The sequence below is a fragment of the Streptomyces sp. NRRL F-5122 genome (assembly GCF_001507435.1).
Taxonomy (GTDB): domain Bacteria; phylum Actinomycetota; class Actinomycetes; order Streptomycetales; family Streptomycetaceae; genus Streptomyces; species Streptomyces lannensis.
On record NZ_LMWH01000309.1, the window covers coordinates 1 to 15,330 of the forward strand.

The 15,330-nt window shown below is 67.6% G+C and carries 17 protein-coding genes and 2 pseudogenes; 3 read left to right on the forward strand and 16 right to left on the reverse strand.

What is annotated here, in order from left to right:
• A partial coding sequence (locus ADL25_RS47765; RefSeq protein ID WP_159045174.1) for a zinc ribbon domain-containing protein occupies nucleotides 1–196 on the forward strand: 196 nt, incomplete at its 5' end.
• 104 nt (nucleotides 197–300) lie between these two features.
• Here the strand turns inward: ADL25_RS47765 and ADL25_RS45055 are convergent.
• The 3 genes from ADL25_RS45055 to ADL25_RS45065 all read right to left on the reverse strand — a co-directional run bounded on the left by ADL25_RS45055 (nucleotide 301) and on the right by ADL25_RS45065 (nucleotide 3,099).
• On the reverse strand, nucleotides 301–1,170 hold the full coding sequence (locus tag ADL25_RS45055) for an endonuclease/exonuclease/phosphatase family protein (protein ID WP_059133804.1): 870 nt from the start codon (nucleotides 1,168–1,170) through the stop codon (nucleotides 301–303).
• A 913-nt stretch (nucleotides 1,171–2,083) separates the two neighbouring features.
• Nucleotides 2,084–2,635: an NIPSNAP family protein gene (locus ADL25_RS45060; protein WP_059133791.1), complete on the reverse strand. Its 552-nt coding sequence runs from the start codon at nucleotides 2,633–2,635 to the stop codon at nucleotides 2,084–2,086.
• Complete coding sequence (locus tag ADL25_RS45065; protein ID WP_059133792.1) at nucleotides 2,632–3,099, reverse strand: hypothetical protein; 468 nt, start codon at nucleotides 3,097–3,099, stop codon at nucleotides 2,632–2,634. The genes ADL25_RS45060 and ADL25_RS45065 overlap by 4 nt, the downstream gene beginning before the upstream one ends.
• 56 nt (nucleotides 3,100–3,155) lie before the next feature.
• On the opposite strand from ADL25_RS45065, the gene ADL25_RS45070 reads away from it, so the two are divergent.
• Nucleotides 3,156–4,085, forward strand: coding sequence for a helix-turn-helix transcriptional regulator (locus ADL25_RS45070; RefSeq protein ID WP_059133793.1), 930 nt, complete (start codon nucleotides 3,156–3,158; stop codon nucleotides 4,083–4,085).
• 1 nt (nucleotide 4,086) lies between these two features.
• Here the strand turns inward: ADL25_RS45070 and ADL25_RS45075 are convergent, their stop codons facing one another.
• The 8 genes and pseudogenes from ADL25_RS45075 to ADL25_RS45105 form a co-directional block, all read right to left on the reverse strand.
• Complete coding sequence (locus tag ADL25_RS45075; protein WP_059133794.1) at nucleotides 4,087–4,971, reverse strand: metal ABC transporter permease; 885 nt, start codon at nucleotides 4,969–4,971, stop codon at nucleotides 4,087–4,089.
• Nucleotides 4,968–5,834, reverse strand: coding sequence for a metal ABC transporter ATP-binding protein (locus tag ADL25_RS45080; protein ID WP_059133795.1), 867 nt, complete (start codon nucleotides 5,832–5,834; stop codon nucleotides 4,968–4,970). Before ADL25_RS45080 ends, ADL25_RS45075 begins: the two co-directional genes overlap by 4 nt.
• Nucleotides 5,835–5,845: 11 nt before the next feature.
• Nucleotides 5,846–6,787 (reverse strand): metal ABC transporter solute-binding protein, Zn/Mn family, encoded by a 942-nt coding sequence (locus ADL25_RS45085; RefSeq protein WP_059133796.1) that lies wholly within the window; start codon nucleotides 6,785–6,787, stop codon nucleotides 5,846–5,848.
• A 117-nt stretch (nucleotides 6,788–6,904) separates the two neighbouring features.
• Nucleotides 6,905–7,135 (reverse strand): hypothetical protein, encoded by a 231-nt coding sequence (locus ADL25_RS52050; protein ID WP_324614104.1) that lies wholly within the window; start codon nucleotides 7,133–7,135, stop codon nucleotides 6,905–6,907.
• A 67-nt stretch (nucleotides 7,136–7,202) separates the two neighbouring features.
• Nucleotides 7,203–7,367: pseudogene (locus ADL25_RS52055) on the reverse strand (transcriptional repressor); the annotation flags it as partial.
• A gap of 338 nt (nucleotides 7,368–7,705) precedes the next feature.
• Nucleotides 7,706–8,098: an SCO5389 family protein gene (locus tag ADL25_RS45095; RefSeq protein ID WP_059133797.1), complete on the reverse strand. Its 393-nt coding sequence runs from the start codon at nucleotides 8,096–8,098 to the stop codon at nucleotides 7,706–7,708.
• Between the two features lie 47 nt (nucleotides 8,099–8,145).
• Nucleotides 8,146–9,105 carry an ATP-binding protein gene (locus ADL25_RS45100; RefSeq protein WP_059133798.1) on the reverse strand — a complete coding sequence of 320 codons (960 nt, stop codon included), beginning with the start codon at nucleotides 9,103–9,105 and terminating at the stop codon, nucleotides 8,146–8,148.
• Between the two features lie 369 nt (nucleotides 9,106–9,474).
• The gene (locus ADL25_RS45105) at nucleotides 9,475–9,924 is read right to left on the reverse strand and encodes a hypothetical protein (RefSeq protein WP_147318067.1); all 450 of its coding nucleotides are present in this window, start codon (nucleotides 9,922–9,924) and stop codon (nucleotides 9,475–9,477) included.
• Nucleotides 9,925–10,318: 394 nt separating this feature from the next.
• Between ADL25_RS45105 and ADL25_RS45110 the strand changes: the two genes are divergently transcribed.
• Nucleotides 10,319–10,849 carry a hypothetical protein gene (locus ADL25_RS45110; RefSeq protein WP_181923253.1) on the forward strand — a complete coding sequence of 177 codons (531 nt, stop codon included), beginning with the start codon at nucleotides 10,319–10,321 and terminating at the stop codon, nucleotides 10,847–10,849.
• A 412-nt stretch (nucleotides 10,850–11,261) separates the two neighbouring features.
• On the opposite strand, the gene ADL25_RS45115 is transcribed toward ADL25_RS45110, so the two are convergent.
• The 5 genes and pseudogenes from ADL25_RS45115 to ADL25_RS45135 form a co-directional block, all read right to left on the reverse strand.
• A complete protein-coding gene (locus ADL25_RS45115) occupies nucleotides 11,262–12,140 on the reverse strand; it encodes an ABC transporter substrate-binding protein (RefSeq protein WP_059133800.1) in 879 nt (292 codons plus the stop codon).
• Between the two features lie 138 nt (nucleotides 12,141–12,278).
• Complete coding sequence (locus ADL25_RS45120; RefSeq protein ID WP_059133801.1) at nucleotides 12,279–13,034, reverse strand: SDR family NAD(P)-dependent oxidoreductase; 756 nt, start codon at nucleotides 13,032–13,034, stop codon at nucleotides 12,279–12,281.
• Nucleotides 13,031–13,696, reverse strand: a complete 666-nt coding sequence (locus tag ADL25_RS45125; protein WP_199839331.1) for a TetR/AcrR family transcriptional regulator — start codon at nucleotides 13,694–13,696, stop codon at nucleotides 13,031–13,033. Before ADL25_RS45125 ends, ADL25_RS45120 begins: the two co-directional genes overlap by 4 nt.
• 301 nt (nucleotides 13,697–13,997) lie before the next feature.
• The gene (locus tag ADL25_RS45130; RefSeq protein ID WP_059133803.1) at nucleotides 13,998–15,200 is read right to left on the reverse strand and encodes a thiolase family protein; all 1,203 of its coding nucleotides are present in this window, start codon (nucleotides 15,198–15,200) and stop codon (nucleotides 13,998–14,000) included.
• A pseudogene (locus tag ADL25_RS45135) lies at nucleotides 15,197–15,330 on the reverse strand (succinyl-CoA--3-ketoacid-CoA transferase); the annotation flags it as partial. The gene ADL25_RS45130 and the pseudogene ADL25_RS45135, both read right to left, overlap by 4 nt.

A 15,330-nucleotide genomic window follows, 5' to 3' on the forward strand; every position in this document is an offset into this window, starting at 1 on the left:
GGACCCGAGGAACACCTCCCGCCAGTGCTCCGAGTGCTGGCACACCCACCGGTCCAACCGGATCGACCAAGCCAGGTTCGTCTGCCGCTCCTGCGGAGTGGTACTGCACGCGGACCACAACGGCTCCCGCAACATCGCCCACCGGGCCGATGCTGTGTGGCAGCGGGGCGCAGTCAACCGCCCCAGTACGGCCTAGCGCCATACCGGACGCAGGGGACCACAGAACGGCTTGGCCGTGCTCTGCCTGCAAACCCGGTCCTTCAAGACCGAGTAGTTGACCCTGCCATCGAGATCACTGCTTCAGGTAAGCGTGATCCGAGCAGTGACCGGCAGATGATCGCTGCCGGTGGACGACAGAGTGCGGATCTGGCGGACGGTCGCTGAGCGGGTCATGACCTGGTCGATGCGGGCCATGGGGAAGTCCGCGGGGAAGCTGAAGGCGAAGCCCCGTTCCGCTGTGTTCATCCGTGACGTCAACGGGGCCAGCCCGCGGTCGTCGACGGTGCCGTTGAGGTCGCCGAGCAGGAGAACCGTTTTGAGCTGCTCGGCGGCGACGGCCTTGCCGAGCAGACCGGCGCTCTCGTCTCGCCAGGAGGACGCGAGGCCGCTTGCCCGGACGCGGACCGAAGGCAGATGTGCCACGTACACCGCGATTTCGCCGCGCTGGGTGTGGACCGTGGCGCGCAGCCCGCGACTCCACGGCTCCGTTATCCCGCGGGGTTTGATGTCCACCGGTCGGGCGCCGGTCAGCGGATGTTTCGACCACAGTCCGACGGTGCCCCGGACGAAGTGGTGCGGGTAGTTCGGGGCCAGGACCCTCGCGTACTCCGCCATTGCCGGGGGCACCAGCTCCTCCAGAGCGATGAGATCGGGCTCGGCCGCAGCCAGAGTGCGGGCTGTGCCGACCGGGTCGGTGTTCTCGTCGCTGACGTTGTGCTGCACTACGACCAGGTCGTGCGGGCCGGCATCCGGGCCGGGCAGGAGAAGCCTGCCGAACAGGTGCGCCCAGACGGTTATCGGCAGGAGCAGTGCCACCAGTGCCGATACCGAACGCCGTAGCAGGGCCAGGGCGAGCAGGACCACGATCACCAGGCCGCACCAGGGAAGGAAGGCTTCCAGCAGACTCCCCACGTGCCCCACGGAGTTGGGTACAGCCGCATGGAAGGCCATGAGTGCCGCCGTCAGCACCGCAAAGCCGGCAGATACCCGTCCCCGTGTCCAGGTCCAACGACACCGCGGGGCCCGTTCCGGAGGCCCGCTCGTGGCCGATGGTCCAGTTCGGCGTCGCGTCCACCGGGCCACTGCAGACTTCCCCTCCGCTTGGTTTCCGACCTGCTTGATCTTGCTGCCTAGGACGACTCCGTGGCCGTTTCGGTTTCGATTTTTTTTGGGGCGGCAGCAATGAGGAAACGTTCCGCCACAGGACATAACGGGACGAGATCCGAAAGATACACAACCTGCCTGCCCAGGGACGCGGCGAGATAGGGTTGCGTGCATGGAAATCGCACGTTCGACAGGGGTGACGGGCTTCAGGTAGCCCGCCAGGAGATACCTGGCGGTCGCTGCGAACGGAGTTCCGTGACACGCACCGCCCACCACCTTCCCCCTTCGTACGGCCAGAGTGCGGACGGCCGCTCGTCAGGGAGCCCTTGGCGTTCCGTGGTTCTCTACGACCTCAGGTACAGCGCACGCACCTGCACCGACGCGACACGAGAGTCCAGAAGGCCCCAACCGCGCACGGTCCGCCGCACGGTGAATGCGTACTCGTTCCCTCGACACCAGGGGGACCGCTCCGTCGCCCGGTGGTCCGCGGCGGAAGAACGCCGGTCGCGACAGCGGCTGCGAGCCCAAGTAGGCACTCTTCTGAGGCTGGTACATTCCACCGCCGGCGAACTCGCCCTCGATGCAGCCGGCATGGTGGACATCCCGCCGGCGCGACATCGGCGGAGCTCGCTCTGGCTCGCGTAGCCGCCGCTGGAGAACCGCCCCAGCCGGATCTCGTGCCGATGCTTCCCGACTTGGAAGCAGCCGACGCCACCAGCCGAGCCCGCCAGGGCATCGGGCACATCACATGTGCAACGGTTCAGTGGGTTGTCACTGGTTCAAGCCGCAGCCGCCGCGTCGGGAAGGGCGGTGGCTGCGCAGGGCCGAACCAGACCCTGACGTCCTCTCCGGTACGGACCGGCAGGAGGGGGTAGTTGTTCTCGGCGTGCTCGGTGCGGTGCAGTGCATGGCCTGGGCCGAGGTGCCGGGCGGCGTACGCGTCGAAGGCGGCAGCGTCGGACGGATGGCAGACGGTCGCCACCACCTCACGGGTGCCCCGCTCCGCTGTGAAGCCCGGGCCGCGCAGCAGCAGGACGTCATCGCTGTCGATCATGGTCGCGTTGGCCGCCTCGCGGTGCTCCCGCCAGACCGGGCCGGTGTAGAAGGCCTCCAGCGAGCGACGGCGGCGCGTCATGTCGGGGAACGCGCGCAGCCAGACGAAGCGGTTCGGGTCGTCCAGATCGCGGAATCGGCCGCCGACGGTGATGCCGACCGACTGCTGGCCGGTCACGAAGTCTCGCTCGAACAGCTCGATCAGCGTCTCCCGGGCCCCGGGGTGCAGGGTGTACTGCCGGAGTTCGACGATGCTCATGCGCCGGCAACCCCGGTACGGGTCAGGTTCATGGTCCAGTTGAGCTCCCAGGTGCCGCCGTCGTCGGCGGAGAACTCCTGCTCCCAGCGGGCGGTGTCGGCGCCGAGACGATACCAGGTGAAATGGACCCGGATCGGGCGTCCGTCGTAGATGTCCTCGCCGTGGAAGTCACCGCGGTCGTCGGCGAAGCCGCCGACCAGCGGCGGATCCAGTCGGCCTGTTCTGCTGTCGGTCCAGTGGATCGTCCAGCGTTCCGTCTTCCTGTCGAACAGACGCAGAGTGACTCCTTGGCGGCCAAGTGTGGGGAAGGTGATCTCGTCGATGTTGCCGGCACCTCCGAAGAGCGGCCGGACTACCGCGTGTCCGGGGAACTCCGTCCAGGTGGCGGAGCCTGTGCCGAGCGGTGAGGTGAGACGGCGGTTGGCCACGTCCCAGGAGCCGTGCAGGAAGTCGAAGTCGTCCATGCGCGACAAGCTATAGACAGTCCACTGCCATCCAGTGTCAGGAGATACTGAACGGCATGCGTGCGAGCCGGCTGGTCACCCTGCTTCTGCTGCTCCAGAACCGGGGCCGGATGACGGCCCAGCAGCTGGCCGAGGAACTGGAGGTCTCCGTCCGTACGGTCTACCGGGACGTCGAGGCGCTCGGTGCCGCCGGTATCCCGCTGTACGGAGCTGCGGGACACGCGGGTGGCTACCGGCTGGTGGACGGGTACCGGACCCGGCTGACCGGACTGACCGCGGACGAGGCGCAGGCGGCGTTCCTTGCCGCGCTCCCCGGTGCCGCCGCCGAACTCGGCCTCGGCGAGGCGCTCGCCACCGCACAGCTGAAGCTGCGCGCCGCCCTTCCGACCGAACTGCGCGAGCATGCCGGGCGGATCCAGGAGCGTTTCCTGCTCGACGCTCCCGGCTGGTACGACGACGCAGACCATGCGCCTCATCTGGCCTCGGTCGCCGCGGCGGTGTGGGCGCGGCGAGCGGCGGTACTGAGGTACCGGCGCTGGCGGGCGCCGGAGGAGATCGACCGGAGGGTGGAGCCGTACGGGCTGGTACTCAAGGCGGGACGTTGGTACTTGGTCGCGGGTGGATCGTCCGGGATCCGCACCTACCGGGTCGACCAGATCCTCGACATCGGGCCGCTGCAAGAGCGGTTCGCTGTTCCTGACGGGTTCGACCTGGTCGCGTACTGGAACAGCTATCTGGCCGACTTCCGGGCCCGCCTGCACACAGGGAAGGCCCTGGTACGCCTTTCCCCGGAGGGCGCTCGCCGTCTCGGTGTGACACCCACGAGTGATGGATGGACGGACGCCCGGGTGCCCATCGAGTCGATCGACCACGCCCATGGAGAGTTCCTGCGACTGGGCACCGACGTCGAGGTCATGGCACCGGCCGAGCTCCGTGACCGGATCGCCGCGACTGTGCGGACCTTGGCCGCCCGTTACGAGGGTTGACTCAGGCGGGTTGTGCGACCGACCTCCTCCTGGCGCCGCGTCGGCGGGTGCCGTAACGGCCCGTCAGCCGGCAGACGACGTAGATGCTGAACGAGATCGTGGTGACATAAGGGCTGATGGGGATACTGCTGCCGAGGGCGAGCAGGATGCCGCCCTCGATCGAGGCGATCGCGAAGAGCACGCTGAGCACGGGCAGCAGGACCGGTGACGCGGTGACGCGGGCGGCGGCCGCTGCGGGCGTGGTGACGAGTGACAGGACCAGCAGCGCGCCGACGATCTGCACGGACAGGGCGACCGCCAGTCCGAGTACGAGCATGAAGGCGATCGACAGGGCGCGTACCGGCACTCCGCGTGCCTCGGCGACGTCGGGATCGGCGCTGGCGAAGGCGAGAGGCCGCCATATGACCGCGAGTGCGATGACCACGACGACGGAGGTGCTGAGCAACCAGGCCATCTGCGGTGTGTCCACCGCGACGATCTGGCCGGTGAGCAGTCCGAACTTGTTGGCCGCCCGGCCCTTGTAGAGGGCGAGGAAGAGCACACCCAGGCCCAGGCCGAACGGCATGATGATGCCGATGACCGAGTTGCGGTCCCGCGCCCGCGTGCCCAGGATGCCGATCACTCCGGCCGCGAGGAGTGATCCGATGATCGAGCCGGCCACGATGTTCGTCCCCAGCAGGAGGGCTGCCGAGGCACCCGCGAAGGAGAGTTCGCTGATGCCGTGCACCGCGAAGGGCAGGTCGCGCATGATGACGAACACCCCGGCCAGGCCGCCCACCAGGCCGAGGGCGGCGCCGGCGACGAGGGAGTTGCGGACCAGCGTCAGCAGCTCGCCGTAGTGGTCGAAGCTGAAGATCTGGTGCCAGATCCCGTCGGCGATCGTCATGGGCAAACTCCGTCGGTGGCGCGTGTCGCGTGGGTGTGATGGGCAGGGGTGGCAGGCCCGTCGGGTGCTCCGACGACCAGGATCCGGCCGGGGGTGCGGACGACATCGATCTGCGTTCCGTACAGCGTGGAGAGCGACTCCGAGGTCAGGACCTGCTCGGGGGCGCCGACCCGGTGGCCGCCGTCGGCCAGGTACAGCAGCCGGTCCACCAGACCGAGCACCGGATTGATCTCGTGGGTCACGAAGACCACCGCCGTGCCGTGGGACCGCCGCCGGGCGTCGACGAGTTGGGTGACGGCCCGCTGGTGGTGCAGGTCGAGGGAGAGCAGTGGTTCGTCGCAGATCAGGATCTGTGGGTCGCCGGCCAGGGCCTGGGCGATGCGCACGCGTTGTCTTTCGCCGCCGGACAGCAGGCCGAGGGGGACATCGGCGTACGGAGACGCTCCCACCGACTCGAGGATCTCGTTCACTTGGCGGCGGGCGGCGGCTGTGCGCAGACGCGGACCGAAACGGTGACCGTCGATGCCGAAGCGGACGAGGTCACGGGCTCGTAGCATCGCGTGCGCGGACACAGTGGCCTGCTGGGGGATGTAGCCGATGTCGCGGCCGGTCCCGCGGGGGGAGCGGCCGAGGACGGTCAGGGTCCCGGCGGACAGTGGCTGCCGGCCCAGCAGGGCCCGGACGAGGCTGGTCTTACCCGCCCCGTTCGGGCCCAGCACGGCCACGAAGTCGCCTGGGTGCACGTCGAGTTCGAGACCGCTCCACACGGTGCGGTCGCCGTAGGACAGTGCCGCGCCGCGCAGACTGATCACCGCGGCGTCGTCCGCACCTTCGCCCTGCCGGGCCTGGGGCACGGAGACCATGCCCGGTGTGCTCACTTGTCCAGCGCGCTCGCGAGCGCGTCGACGTTGGCGGTCATCCAGCCGAGGTAGTCCTTGCCCTGGGGCAGCGTTTCGGTGACGGGCACCACAGGGACACCGGCGGACTTGGCCGCCGACTCGGTCCTCTCCGTCTGGGGACCGGAGGTCTGATCGTTGTAGACCAGCGCCTGGACCTCCTTGCCGGAGAACAGCCCCAGTGTCTCCTGCAGGACCTTGGGGGAGACGTCGTCGCCCTCCTCGATGGCCTCGCTGAACTCCTCGGGCGTCTTGTTGACCAGTCCGCTCGCCTCGATCACATAGAGCGGTACCGGCTCGGTGATCGCCACCGACTCACCACTGTGCTCCTTCTTGATCTGGGCTTCTTTCGCCTCCAGGGACTGGAGCCCGGTCTTGAAGGTCTCGGCGTTCTGTGTGAAGGAGGCGGCGTCGGTGGGGTCGGCCTTGCTCAGGGCGGCGGCGATGCTGTCGGCGATCCTGGCGACGGTGGGGAAGTCGTACCAGACGTGTTCGTTGAGCTCGCCGCCCTTGGGAGCGGTCTTTCCGGAGACCTCGACGGCGTTGATCACCTCGGCACTGGTGTTGCCGCCGCTCTTGAGCATCTTGTCGACGAAGTCGTCGTAGCCACCGCCGTTCTCGATGACGACCTTGGCCTTGGAGAGGGTCAACTGGTTCTGGGTGTTGGCCTCGTAGGAATGCGGGTCCTGGCTGGGATCGCTGATGATCGAAGTGACCTCGACGTGATCGCCGCCGATCCGCTTGACGATGTCGCCGTACACGTTCGTCGAGGCGACCACGGGGACGGCGGACGAGGACGCGGGGGTCTGGCCGTTACCGTCGCCTCCGGAGTCCGATGAGCTGCCGCAACCCGCCAGAAGGGCCAGACAGGCACCACCGGATATCAGGGCCGGCATGCGACGGGACAGGGACGCGGACATGGTTCCTCCAGGGCAGATTGCTCACGGTGACTTCACTCAGGCGGGACCGCCCGCTGCGGGCGGCCACAACGCTCACGCTAGATGAAAATGAATGTCAACACCATGCCCGTGAGGGTGCTAATGGAAATCGTTGCCATTTGTTGATCTGTCCGCAGGTGGCGAGGTGCTGTCCGGCTTCGGCCGACACTGATCGCAGACGCCTGTGAGCTCCACGATGTGCTCGACGTCGGCGAACCCGGTCGCGGCGGCAACGCCGTCGGCCCACCGCTCGACGGTTTCGGCCGCGACGGGGAGGCTGCGGCCGCAGAGCCGGCACACGAGGTAGTGCCGGTGGCCGTCGACCGGCACTACGGGGACGGTAGAGCCGCTCGCCGGTCCTGTCGCGTACGACGTCCACGTGTCCGGCCTGCTCCAGCGCCTGCAGGGTGCGGTACACAGTGGACAGGCCCACGGCGGTGCCCTCCGATGCGAGTGCCGCGTGCAACTCCCTGGCGGAGGCGAAGCCGGGGCGGTCGCGCAGGGTTCGGAGGACGGCTGTCCGTTGCCATGTCGACCGCCGGCCCGGAGGGTGCTCGCTCATCGACGAAAGGTGCACGACGCCTGCCTCCCGCGTCACTGGGAAATGGTCCGGCGCAAGAGTAAGTGGAAATGAATACCATTACTATCTGTCCTGGCATCCCGCGCGTCCTCCGGGCCCCCGGCACCTCGCTCCCGCCCAGGAGGGGGGGCTTTCTGGTGCCCCGGCGGTCTACGAGGACCCGGAGCGGGCCGCCCTGCTCACCGAACGCCACATCAACCCACTGAGATCGGGCCGATACGTTCCTGTCCGGCCGCGGGGCGAGCCCGCCCCCTCCGGGAAAATCGCGGCGCGACAGCCACCGCCGTGCTCGCCGCGATCTGCCGACTCCTCCCGGGAGGTCAGCAGTCGCGCAACTCCGGTGACTGGTTCAGGATCTGGGCGCGCAACGACGTGAAGCGCGTGTGAGTGTCGCCGCCGCGTGCCTCGGGGTGGAAGGCGGCGACGCGGTGGCAGTTCTGGAAGGCGAGGGCGATGCCGAAGTGGCGCTCCAGACTGCCGCGGATCGCGTCGCTGGACAGCGCACGCAACAGCTGACCGCGCTCCCGCTCGGAGGGCGGCGGGGTCTGGTTGTCGGCGAACTCCGCGGCTCCGGAACGCAGTTCCGCGGTGAGGCGGGCGATGAGGTCGTAGGCGTAGGGCAGGGATGAACGGACCGATTCCATGAAGTCCTGCTCCTGCACTTCGCCCTTCTCGGCTTTGGTGAGCAACTGCTGGGAGACCTCGAGCGACATGAAGAATTCTCCTGTTCTGCTGGGATGGTTCTGTGCTGGAGGCGGGGTCAGGCTCGGGTGGCCAGTGCTGCCGGGCCGTGCTCGAAGCCGGGGTCGATCTGCGCGGCAAGGTCCTGACCCGTGGCCTCGTTCGCCCAGGCGGCCGCGTTGCGCAGATGGAAGTCCACAGCGTGCTGTTGGAAGGCCGCCCAGTCCTTGGGGCGGGCATCCACGGCCTCGCGCAGCAGGTCGAGTGCGTGGCGGTTGTGCAGTTCCAGCTCGCCCTGGTGACGGCCCTGTTCCTGGCCGCGAACGTAGGTGGACTGCTCGAAGTGGACGAGCAGATCGTCGCCGACGCGTTCCTTGAGGAAGAGCAGGTCGTCCTCTCCCGTCACCTTGTTGCCGACGACGGCCACCTGGATGCCGAACTCGGCGGCGTGGTCGCGGTACTGGCGGTACACGGAGACGCTCTTGCGGGTCGGTTCGACGACCAGGTACGTCATGTCGAAGCGAGTGAACAGGCCGGAGGCGAAAGCGTCGGCGCCGGCGGTCATATCCACGACGACGTACTCGCCCGGGCCGTCGACGAGGTGGTTGAGGTACATCTCCACCGCACCAAGCTTGGAGTGGTAGCAAGCCACGCCCAGGTCGCTCCCGCCGAAGGCCCCGGTGACCATCAGCGGCACGCCGCCCACGTCCTGGATGTGCGTGGCGTGGACCTCGTCGGCGCCGAGCAGGCGCAGTAACCGGGACCCGCGCCCGGGAGGGGTCGTCTTGACCATTGCATCGCGTGACACGATCCGTGCATTGGTGCCCCGCAGATAGTCCTTGATCTCGCCGGTGCGCGCGCTGAGCGGCGGTGCGGAGAAGGACTCGTTCTCGCCGAGACCCAAGGTGTGCGCCAGATGCTGGTTGATGTCGCCGTCGATCGCGACGACCGGCGCGCCCGAGCGCGCCAGATGGAGGGAGAAGAGGGCCGACAGGGTCGTCTTGCCGCTGCCGCCCTTGCCCACGAAGGCAACGCGCATCGTCAACACCCCCTATTGGAAATGAATGTCATGATTGAAGACTGGAGCTTGCGGCGCGGCAGTGTCAAATCCCCGCGCCCCAACTCACCCGTCTGCGATGGGGTCGGGTCACCTGTGGGGCACACGGGTACCCTTTTGGCTCACCTATGGCGGAGTGATGCCCATGCTGACGTCATGGGGCAGGGTGGCGCGGATACGGGAATGGCCTACCCGATCCCGCGGCCTTGACTGTGGCCTGATCGACTGTTCGTGAAGGGACCGCGCTTGACTGCGAACGGCCTCAGGTCGGCGCGCCAACGACGAAGAGGGCCTGCGGCAGCGCCGTCTCGGGCGGGTCGATCCAGGTGAAGCCCGGTGGCTCGGACCGCCTTATGAGGTCGTGTCCGGCTTGAGTACTTCCTGGGCGAGTTCCGGGCTGAGGAAGTACTCGGCGTAGGGCGTGTTCGCGAAGTGATCGGCCATCAGCCGGGACCAAAGAAGGACCGACCGAAGCGGCCGATGGTTGATGATCACGTGTTGAGCCTGGCCGGTATCGTTATAGCGCACTATCACGACGCTGCCGATCGGCTCGCCGTGCACCTGCGAGGTGTAGTCCTCGACAAAACCGTGCTCGCCATATGTGCCCACGTAGTTGAACTCTTGGTAGTCGTAAAGGGTGCGGGCGTAGGCGAGTATCTCGCGCACGGCGTGGGCTCCCTCGACGATTCCGTTCAGGACCGAGGCTTCCATGGTGGCGTCTTCCGCCAGATTGTCCAACCAGGCGGGGCGGTAGTCCCGTCGGTGCATATCTGTGTTGCCGCTGCCGAGGTATGTGCTCATGGTCGGTCCCTGACGGTTCGATCCAGAATTCTGACAGAGGTGTAATCCGTTTGGCTATGTTAGTCGACTCGGCTGCGGGACGCTGGGGAGCCGTGGTCGGCCGGTCTTGTCATGCTGTGTTCCACACTGCATATGAGTACACAGCTGCCCGGCGATTGACTGGTGTGCAGGGGCCGAAGGCACGTATCTGAGCGAGGTCGAGGCCCAGGTGATCTCGGCAGTCCGGGTGCGGCGGCCGAGTTGAGTCGGCTGCACGTGATGCCCTCGATGTCCGCTCAGTTCACAGGGTTCCGCTGTGCTTCGGCTTCACCGCCGCAGGCGCTCGCCGCCATGACCCGCAGCTGCCAGGCCCGGGATACACTGCTCAGCCCCACCCAGACCGGAGGTCGTCTGAGTGTTTCCTGCACGGGCACTTGCCGGTGCCCCGTTGGCTCTGGTGATTCTCGCCCTGTCCGGCTGCTCTTCCCTCTGGGGCTGCACCGACACGACGGCGAAGCGCGGTGAGGCCGCTGTGAGAGTGCAGGTCGAGGACACGTATGGGCAGCGTCGCGGGGGCACCGCCGAGGTTGTTGACTGGCGCCTTGAGCCCCACCCGCAGGAGCCCTCCGAGGGTGACCAGGTCCACTTCGACTACCGCTTCGACGGCGCCGACGAATATTCCGGCCCTGCAGTGGACGCCTGCGCGGTTGACAAGAAGCGCGTGGCACTGGGGTGTCAGACGATCTATTCGTCCGGGGCGTGGCACCAGCCGGACGGTGCCCTCACGGGCGACGACTGGCTCGCCGTCGAGCGCCCTGAGCAGGTCGCCGGAGTGCTTTTGATCCCCAATGACCAGTCCTACGATCCACGAACCTGCGATCAGGACATCAAGGACGGTGGCGGGACGCATCCTCCGAAACCAGCCAGCAAGGGGGATCAACTGTAGGAGGTCAAGGCGGTTGAGCTCGCGGCACAGGTCTGCCGGCACCCCGGTGTTCTCGCTGTTTGGCGGTCTGGTTGTGCGCCCATCGCCTCGGCTCGACCTTGCTGCGGCCGCTCCGAGTTCTCAGGAACGGCCACCGCATCGGCTGCTTGAGGGCTCGGGGCCAGTCCCGGCCGGACCGGAGCGGCAGCAGACGGGACCGCGCTTCCTGGATGGCCTCCTTCCAGGCGTTGGTCAGCGGGGTCGGAAGCAGTGGGCGCCGCAGTTCACCCCCTCCGCGCTTGACAATGGCCGCGTCCGCGAGTTCCGGTGTGAACACCTTGGTCAAGATCCCTATGCGCGACCGACACCCCGGCCCCCGCCCCTCCACGGGCAGGTCAACGGACCAGCCAGTTCAAAAGCAAATGTATTGGCCTTAAGGTGTGGCGTTTGCGGTGCGGTAGAAATCGTCGGCGGTGACGGCGGCAGGGACGCCGAGTTCGGCGGCGACTGCGGTAATCGCGGCGGCGCCGACCGCAAGGTCGGCTTGGCCGTCGGTGGTGAAGTACGGCGCGATGAAGGTCTCGTAGTGGGCTCGGGCTTCGTCTTCGGTATGTCCGCCGAGGAATGTCCGCATGTGCCGCACAGTGGTGTCGGGGTCGTCGCAGATCACCTGCAGGGCGCGCCGGTGTGCTCGGAGCACGGCTTGGACCGCGGGGTCGTCTGGGTGGATGTAAGTGGGGTCGACGGCCAAGCCCACGGTGGGGATCTGGAAATGGTCGCCGACCCAGGCCAGCACCTGCCAGCCGTTCTCGGCGGCTACTGCCTCCGGCGCCATGGTGCTGCCGACCAGGGCCGCGTCGATCTCGCCGTTGAGCAGCCGCCGCAGATCCATGCCGTAATCGCCGGGGGTGCGGACCATAGTGTGGATGTCGCGGTCCGGGTCAAGGCCTGCCTTGCGCAGCACGATGCGGGTGAAGCACCCGGGCGCGGTGTGGGGAGCGTGTACAGCAAGCCGTCGTCCGGCCAAGTCGGCCAGGGAGGTCAGGCCGGGGCGGGCGATGAACCAGAACAGCGGGCGGTGCGTGTTGACGTTGAGTGCGACCCAGGGGGTGTCATCGGTCAGTCGGGACAACAGTGCCCGGCCGAGCCCGATGGTGGCGCCGCGGCGCAGCCGCTCCTCGTCCCAGGTGCAGCCGTCGCGCAGGGCGACGTGGACGCCCTCGTCGGCGTAGTAGTCCTCCTGGTCGGCTATGTAGGCGGCCAGTTCTTCGTGCAGGCCTCGTCCGACGTAGGCGAGATCGATGGTGAGCATGTGATTGGCTTCCTTGGTCGTGCCACTGCCGTGCGTCCGTGGTCGGTGCGGATGCCGCGGTCCATGGTGCTGAGGAGGGTGTGCCGGTGTGTGCCGGATCGGAATGCCGTGGTCCCGGGCGTGGTGGTCAGCGACACATCAGTACATGGACATTCCACCGTTGACCGCGGCGGTGGTGCCGGTCATGAAGGTGTTGTCCTCGCCGGCGTAGAAGGCGACCGCCTGGGCGACATCGTCCGGGTGCGCGAGGCGGCCGAGGGGGGTGGCGGCCACCTGCCGTTGCTTCTGCGCATCATCGAACACGTCGTTCGCGATGCGGGACTCCACCGGGCCGGGCGCGACGATGTTGACGGTGATGCCCTGGGGGCCGAGTTCCTGTGCGAGGTAGCGGGCGAACTGCTCCAGCGCGGCCTTGGCGGTGCCCAGTGCGATCATGCCCTCCCGGGGCCGGCGGCTGAGGCCGGTACCGAGATAGATGATGCGGCCCCAGCCTTGTGCCGTCATTGCCGGCAGGACCGCTTTTGTGACCGCGAACGCAGAATGCATTTCGGCATCGAGCTTGCCGCCCAACTCCTCCCACGTCATGTCTTGAAACGACTTGACCGCATACGGGATGAGCGCATTGTGCACGAGCACGTCGATGTCGCTCCATGCTGCCCGGACCTGCTCGACCATGTTCGTGATCGCCGCCACCTCGCGCACATCGGCCTGTACGGCCATGGCCTGGCCGCCTGCGGCCTCGATATCGGCCACTACCTCCTCTGCCGACTTGCTGCTGCGGAGGTAGTTGACCACCACGCGCATCCCTCGCGCGGCCAGAAGGCGCGCGGTGGCCGCGCCGATTCCGCTGCTGGCCCCTGTCACCAGTGCCACCCTGCCGGTCGACCCGGTCATGAGCGCTCCCTTTCCTCGTTGCGGGCCGTAGGAATGACCGCCCCGCGTTGGTCGTCGTCGGTGCCGGGACGAGCTGTACGGATCGCCCCGTGGAGCACGGTGTCGACGGTCGCCCGGAGAAGATCCGCGGCGGTCCAGTCCAGCTCGTGGGGCAACTGCGAGGTGAGCAGCCGTTCCAAGGCGCCGCGGGTGATTTCACTGAGCAGTTCGGGCGGCGTCGACAGCAGTCCTTGCCGGTGTCCGTCCCTGAACAGTTCGTCGAGGCGTTGATAGACCACGGTGTCCGTGCGCTGTTCCACGTACCGGCGCAGCATCGCGTCTCCGCCCCGCCCGGCCGCGAGCTGAGCCGCGCCGATCCGCCCGAGCTCTGTGCCGGCCGCGATCAGGAGACGCTGGACCCGCACATGGAACGGCTGACCTTCTGCGCTGTCGGCCGCCTCCACGAGTGTCCGCTCCACTGCCGCGAACTGCCGATCCAGCACCGCGGTCAGCAGGCTGCGCTTGTCGGGGAAGTGACGGTAGATCGTCTTCTTGCTCATACCGAGTTCACGGGCGAGTTCATCCATGCTCACTCGCGCGAGACCGGGTGCGAGGAACAGCCGACCGGCCGCCTCCACGATCACATCGGCTCGCCGCCCGTCACGCTCGGAAACTGAAGCCACTGAACGAGTTTCCATAGTCTCCATCGTGTGTTGCTGCCCCCGTGCTGTCAAGGCACCTTGCAGGCACGGGGCCGTGTTGCTGAGTGGCTGGGGTGAGTCGACAGGAGATCGGAGGTTCACGGAGGCGTGTTTTCGCCCTGTGCAGACGAGAGTTGAGGGCACACGCGGGCCGGCGACGGTGAGGCCGCTCGTGGAACAGCGCATGCCTCGACGATCACTCGTGTCGGCTGCGATCAGACGCCCTGCCCAGGGCCCCGGCCCGATGAGCAGCATCGCAATGTCGTCGGTCCCGCGAACGGTGTCAGCGTTCGAGGACCAGGGCGAGGCCTTGGCCCACTCCGATGCAAAGGGTCGCGACACCGGTACCGGAGCCTTTGCGGGCCAACTGGTGGGCGACGGCGCCGGCGAGGCGCGCTCCGGAGGCGCCGAGGGGGTGCCCGAGTGCGATGGCGCCGCCTCGTGGATTGAGGATCGCCGGGTCGAACTCGGGCCATTCGGCCACACACCCGAGGACCTGCGCGGCGAAGGCCTCGTTCAACTCGAGCACGTCGAGATCGGCGAAGGTCCGGCCGGCCTTGGCAAGGGCCCGGTTGACGGCTTCGACCGGGGCGAGACCGAAGTAGTGCGGGTCGATCGCGGACACTCCGGTGGCGGAGACGCGGGCCAGCGGCTCGCGGCCTATGGCCTTGAGACCCCTCTCGTCGGCCAGGAGCAGGGCGGCGGCACCGTCGTTGAGCGGAGAGGCGTTGCCCGCGGTCACGGTGCCGTTCTCGGCGCGGAAAGCGGGCTTGAGCCTCGCCATCGCCTCCAGCGACGCATCCGGTCGTACACACTCGTCGGCGGCGAACAGAATTGGGTCGCCCTTGCGTTGTGGGACCGGTACGGGTGCGAGTTCAGGATCGAACAGGCCTTCCGACTGCGCCTGCGCGGCCTTCCGGTGGGAGCCGAGGGCGAACTCGTCCTGCCGCTCCCGGCGGATCCTGTGCTTGTCAGCGATGAGTTCTGCGGACTCGCCCAAGGGGATCGTCCACTGCGGCTCCATTTTCGGGTTGACCATGCGCCAGCCCAGCGTGGTGGAGTACAGCTCGGCGTGCGTGGCCGGGAAGGGCCGGTCGTTCTTGGGTAGCACGTACGGAGCACGGGTCATCGATTCCACACCACCGGCGATGGCGAAGGAGGTGTCACCGACGGTGATGGCGCGGGCGGCCTGGATGACAGCCTCCAGACCGGAGGCGCACAACCGATTGACCGTCACGCCCGGCACGGAGGTGGGCAGACCCGCCAGCAGCGCCGCCATGCGGCCGACGTTGCGATTCTCCTCACCAGCGCCGTTGGCGTTTCCGAAGTAGACGTCCCCGAGGCGCGTGGGGTCCAATCCGGGGCTTCGGGCTATCAGTTCGCGGATGGTGTGTGCGGCCAGGTCGTCGGGCCGTACGGACGCCAGAGCGCCGTTATGACGGCCGATCGGTGTGCGTACGGCGTCGACGATGTACACGTGCTTCATTTCAGGCCCTCCGTGACAGCCAGCTCGGCGTCGGTCTTGGCGTTGATCTCGTCGATGCCGACGCCGGGTGCGGTTTGGGTGAGGAGGAGTCCGTCGTGGGTGATGTCGAGGACGGCGAGGTCGGTGATGA

Coding starts and splice junctions, on each gene's coding strand:
- ADL25_RS45055 (WP_059133804.1), bottom strand. CDS start 1,170: ATGGCCTTCCATGCGGCTGTACCCAACTCCGTGGGGCACGTGGGGAGT.
- ADL25_RS45080 (WP_059133795.1), bottom strand. CDS start 5,834: ATGGTCTCCGTGCCCCAGGCCCGGCAGGGCGAAGGTGCGGACGACGCC.
- ADL25_RS45085 (WP_059133796.1), bottom strand. CDS start 6,787: ATGTCCGCGTCCCTGTCCCGTCGCATGCCGGCCCTGATATCCGGTGGT.
- ADL25_RS45065 (WP_059133792.1), bottom strand. CDS start 3,099: ATGGACGACTTCGACTTCCTGCACGGCTCCTGGGACGTGGCCAACCGC.
- ADL25_RS45120 (WP_059133801.1), bottom strand. CDS start 13,034: ATGACCGGGTCGACCGGCAGGGTGGCACTGGTGACAGGGGCCAGCAGC.
- ADL25_RS45130 (WP_059133803.1), bottom strand. CDS start 15,200: ATGAAGCACGTGTACATCGTCGACGCCGTACGCACACCGATCGGCCGT.
- ADL25_RS45105 (WP_147318067.1), bottom strand. CDS start 9,924: ATGAGCACATACCTCGGCAGCGGCAACACAGATATGCACCGACGGGAC.
- ADL25_RS45075 (WP_059133794.1), bottom strand. CDS start 4,971: ATGACGATCGCCGACGGGATCTGGCACCAGATCTTCAGCTTCGACCAC.
- ADL25_RS45115 (WP_059133800.1), bottom strand. CDS start 12,140: ATGCTCACCATCGATCTCGCCTACGTCGGACGAGGCCTGCACGAAGAA.
- ADL25_RS45070 (WP_059133793.1), top strand. CDS start 3,156: ATGCGTGCGAGCCGGCTGGTCACCCTGCTTCTGCTGCTCCAGAACCGG.
- ADL25_RS45060 (WP_059133791.1), bottom strand. CDS start 2,635: ATGAGCATCGTCGAACTCCGGCAGTACACCCTGCACCCCGGGGCCCGG.
- ADL25_RS45095 (WP_059133797.1), bottom strand. CDS start 8,098: ATGTCGCTCGAGGTCTCCCAGCAGTTGCTCACCAAAGCCGAGAAGGGC.
- ADL25_RS45100 (WP_059133798.1), bottom strand. CDS start 9,105: ATGCGCGTTGCCTTCGTGGGCAAGGGCGGCAGCGGCAAGACGACCCTG.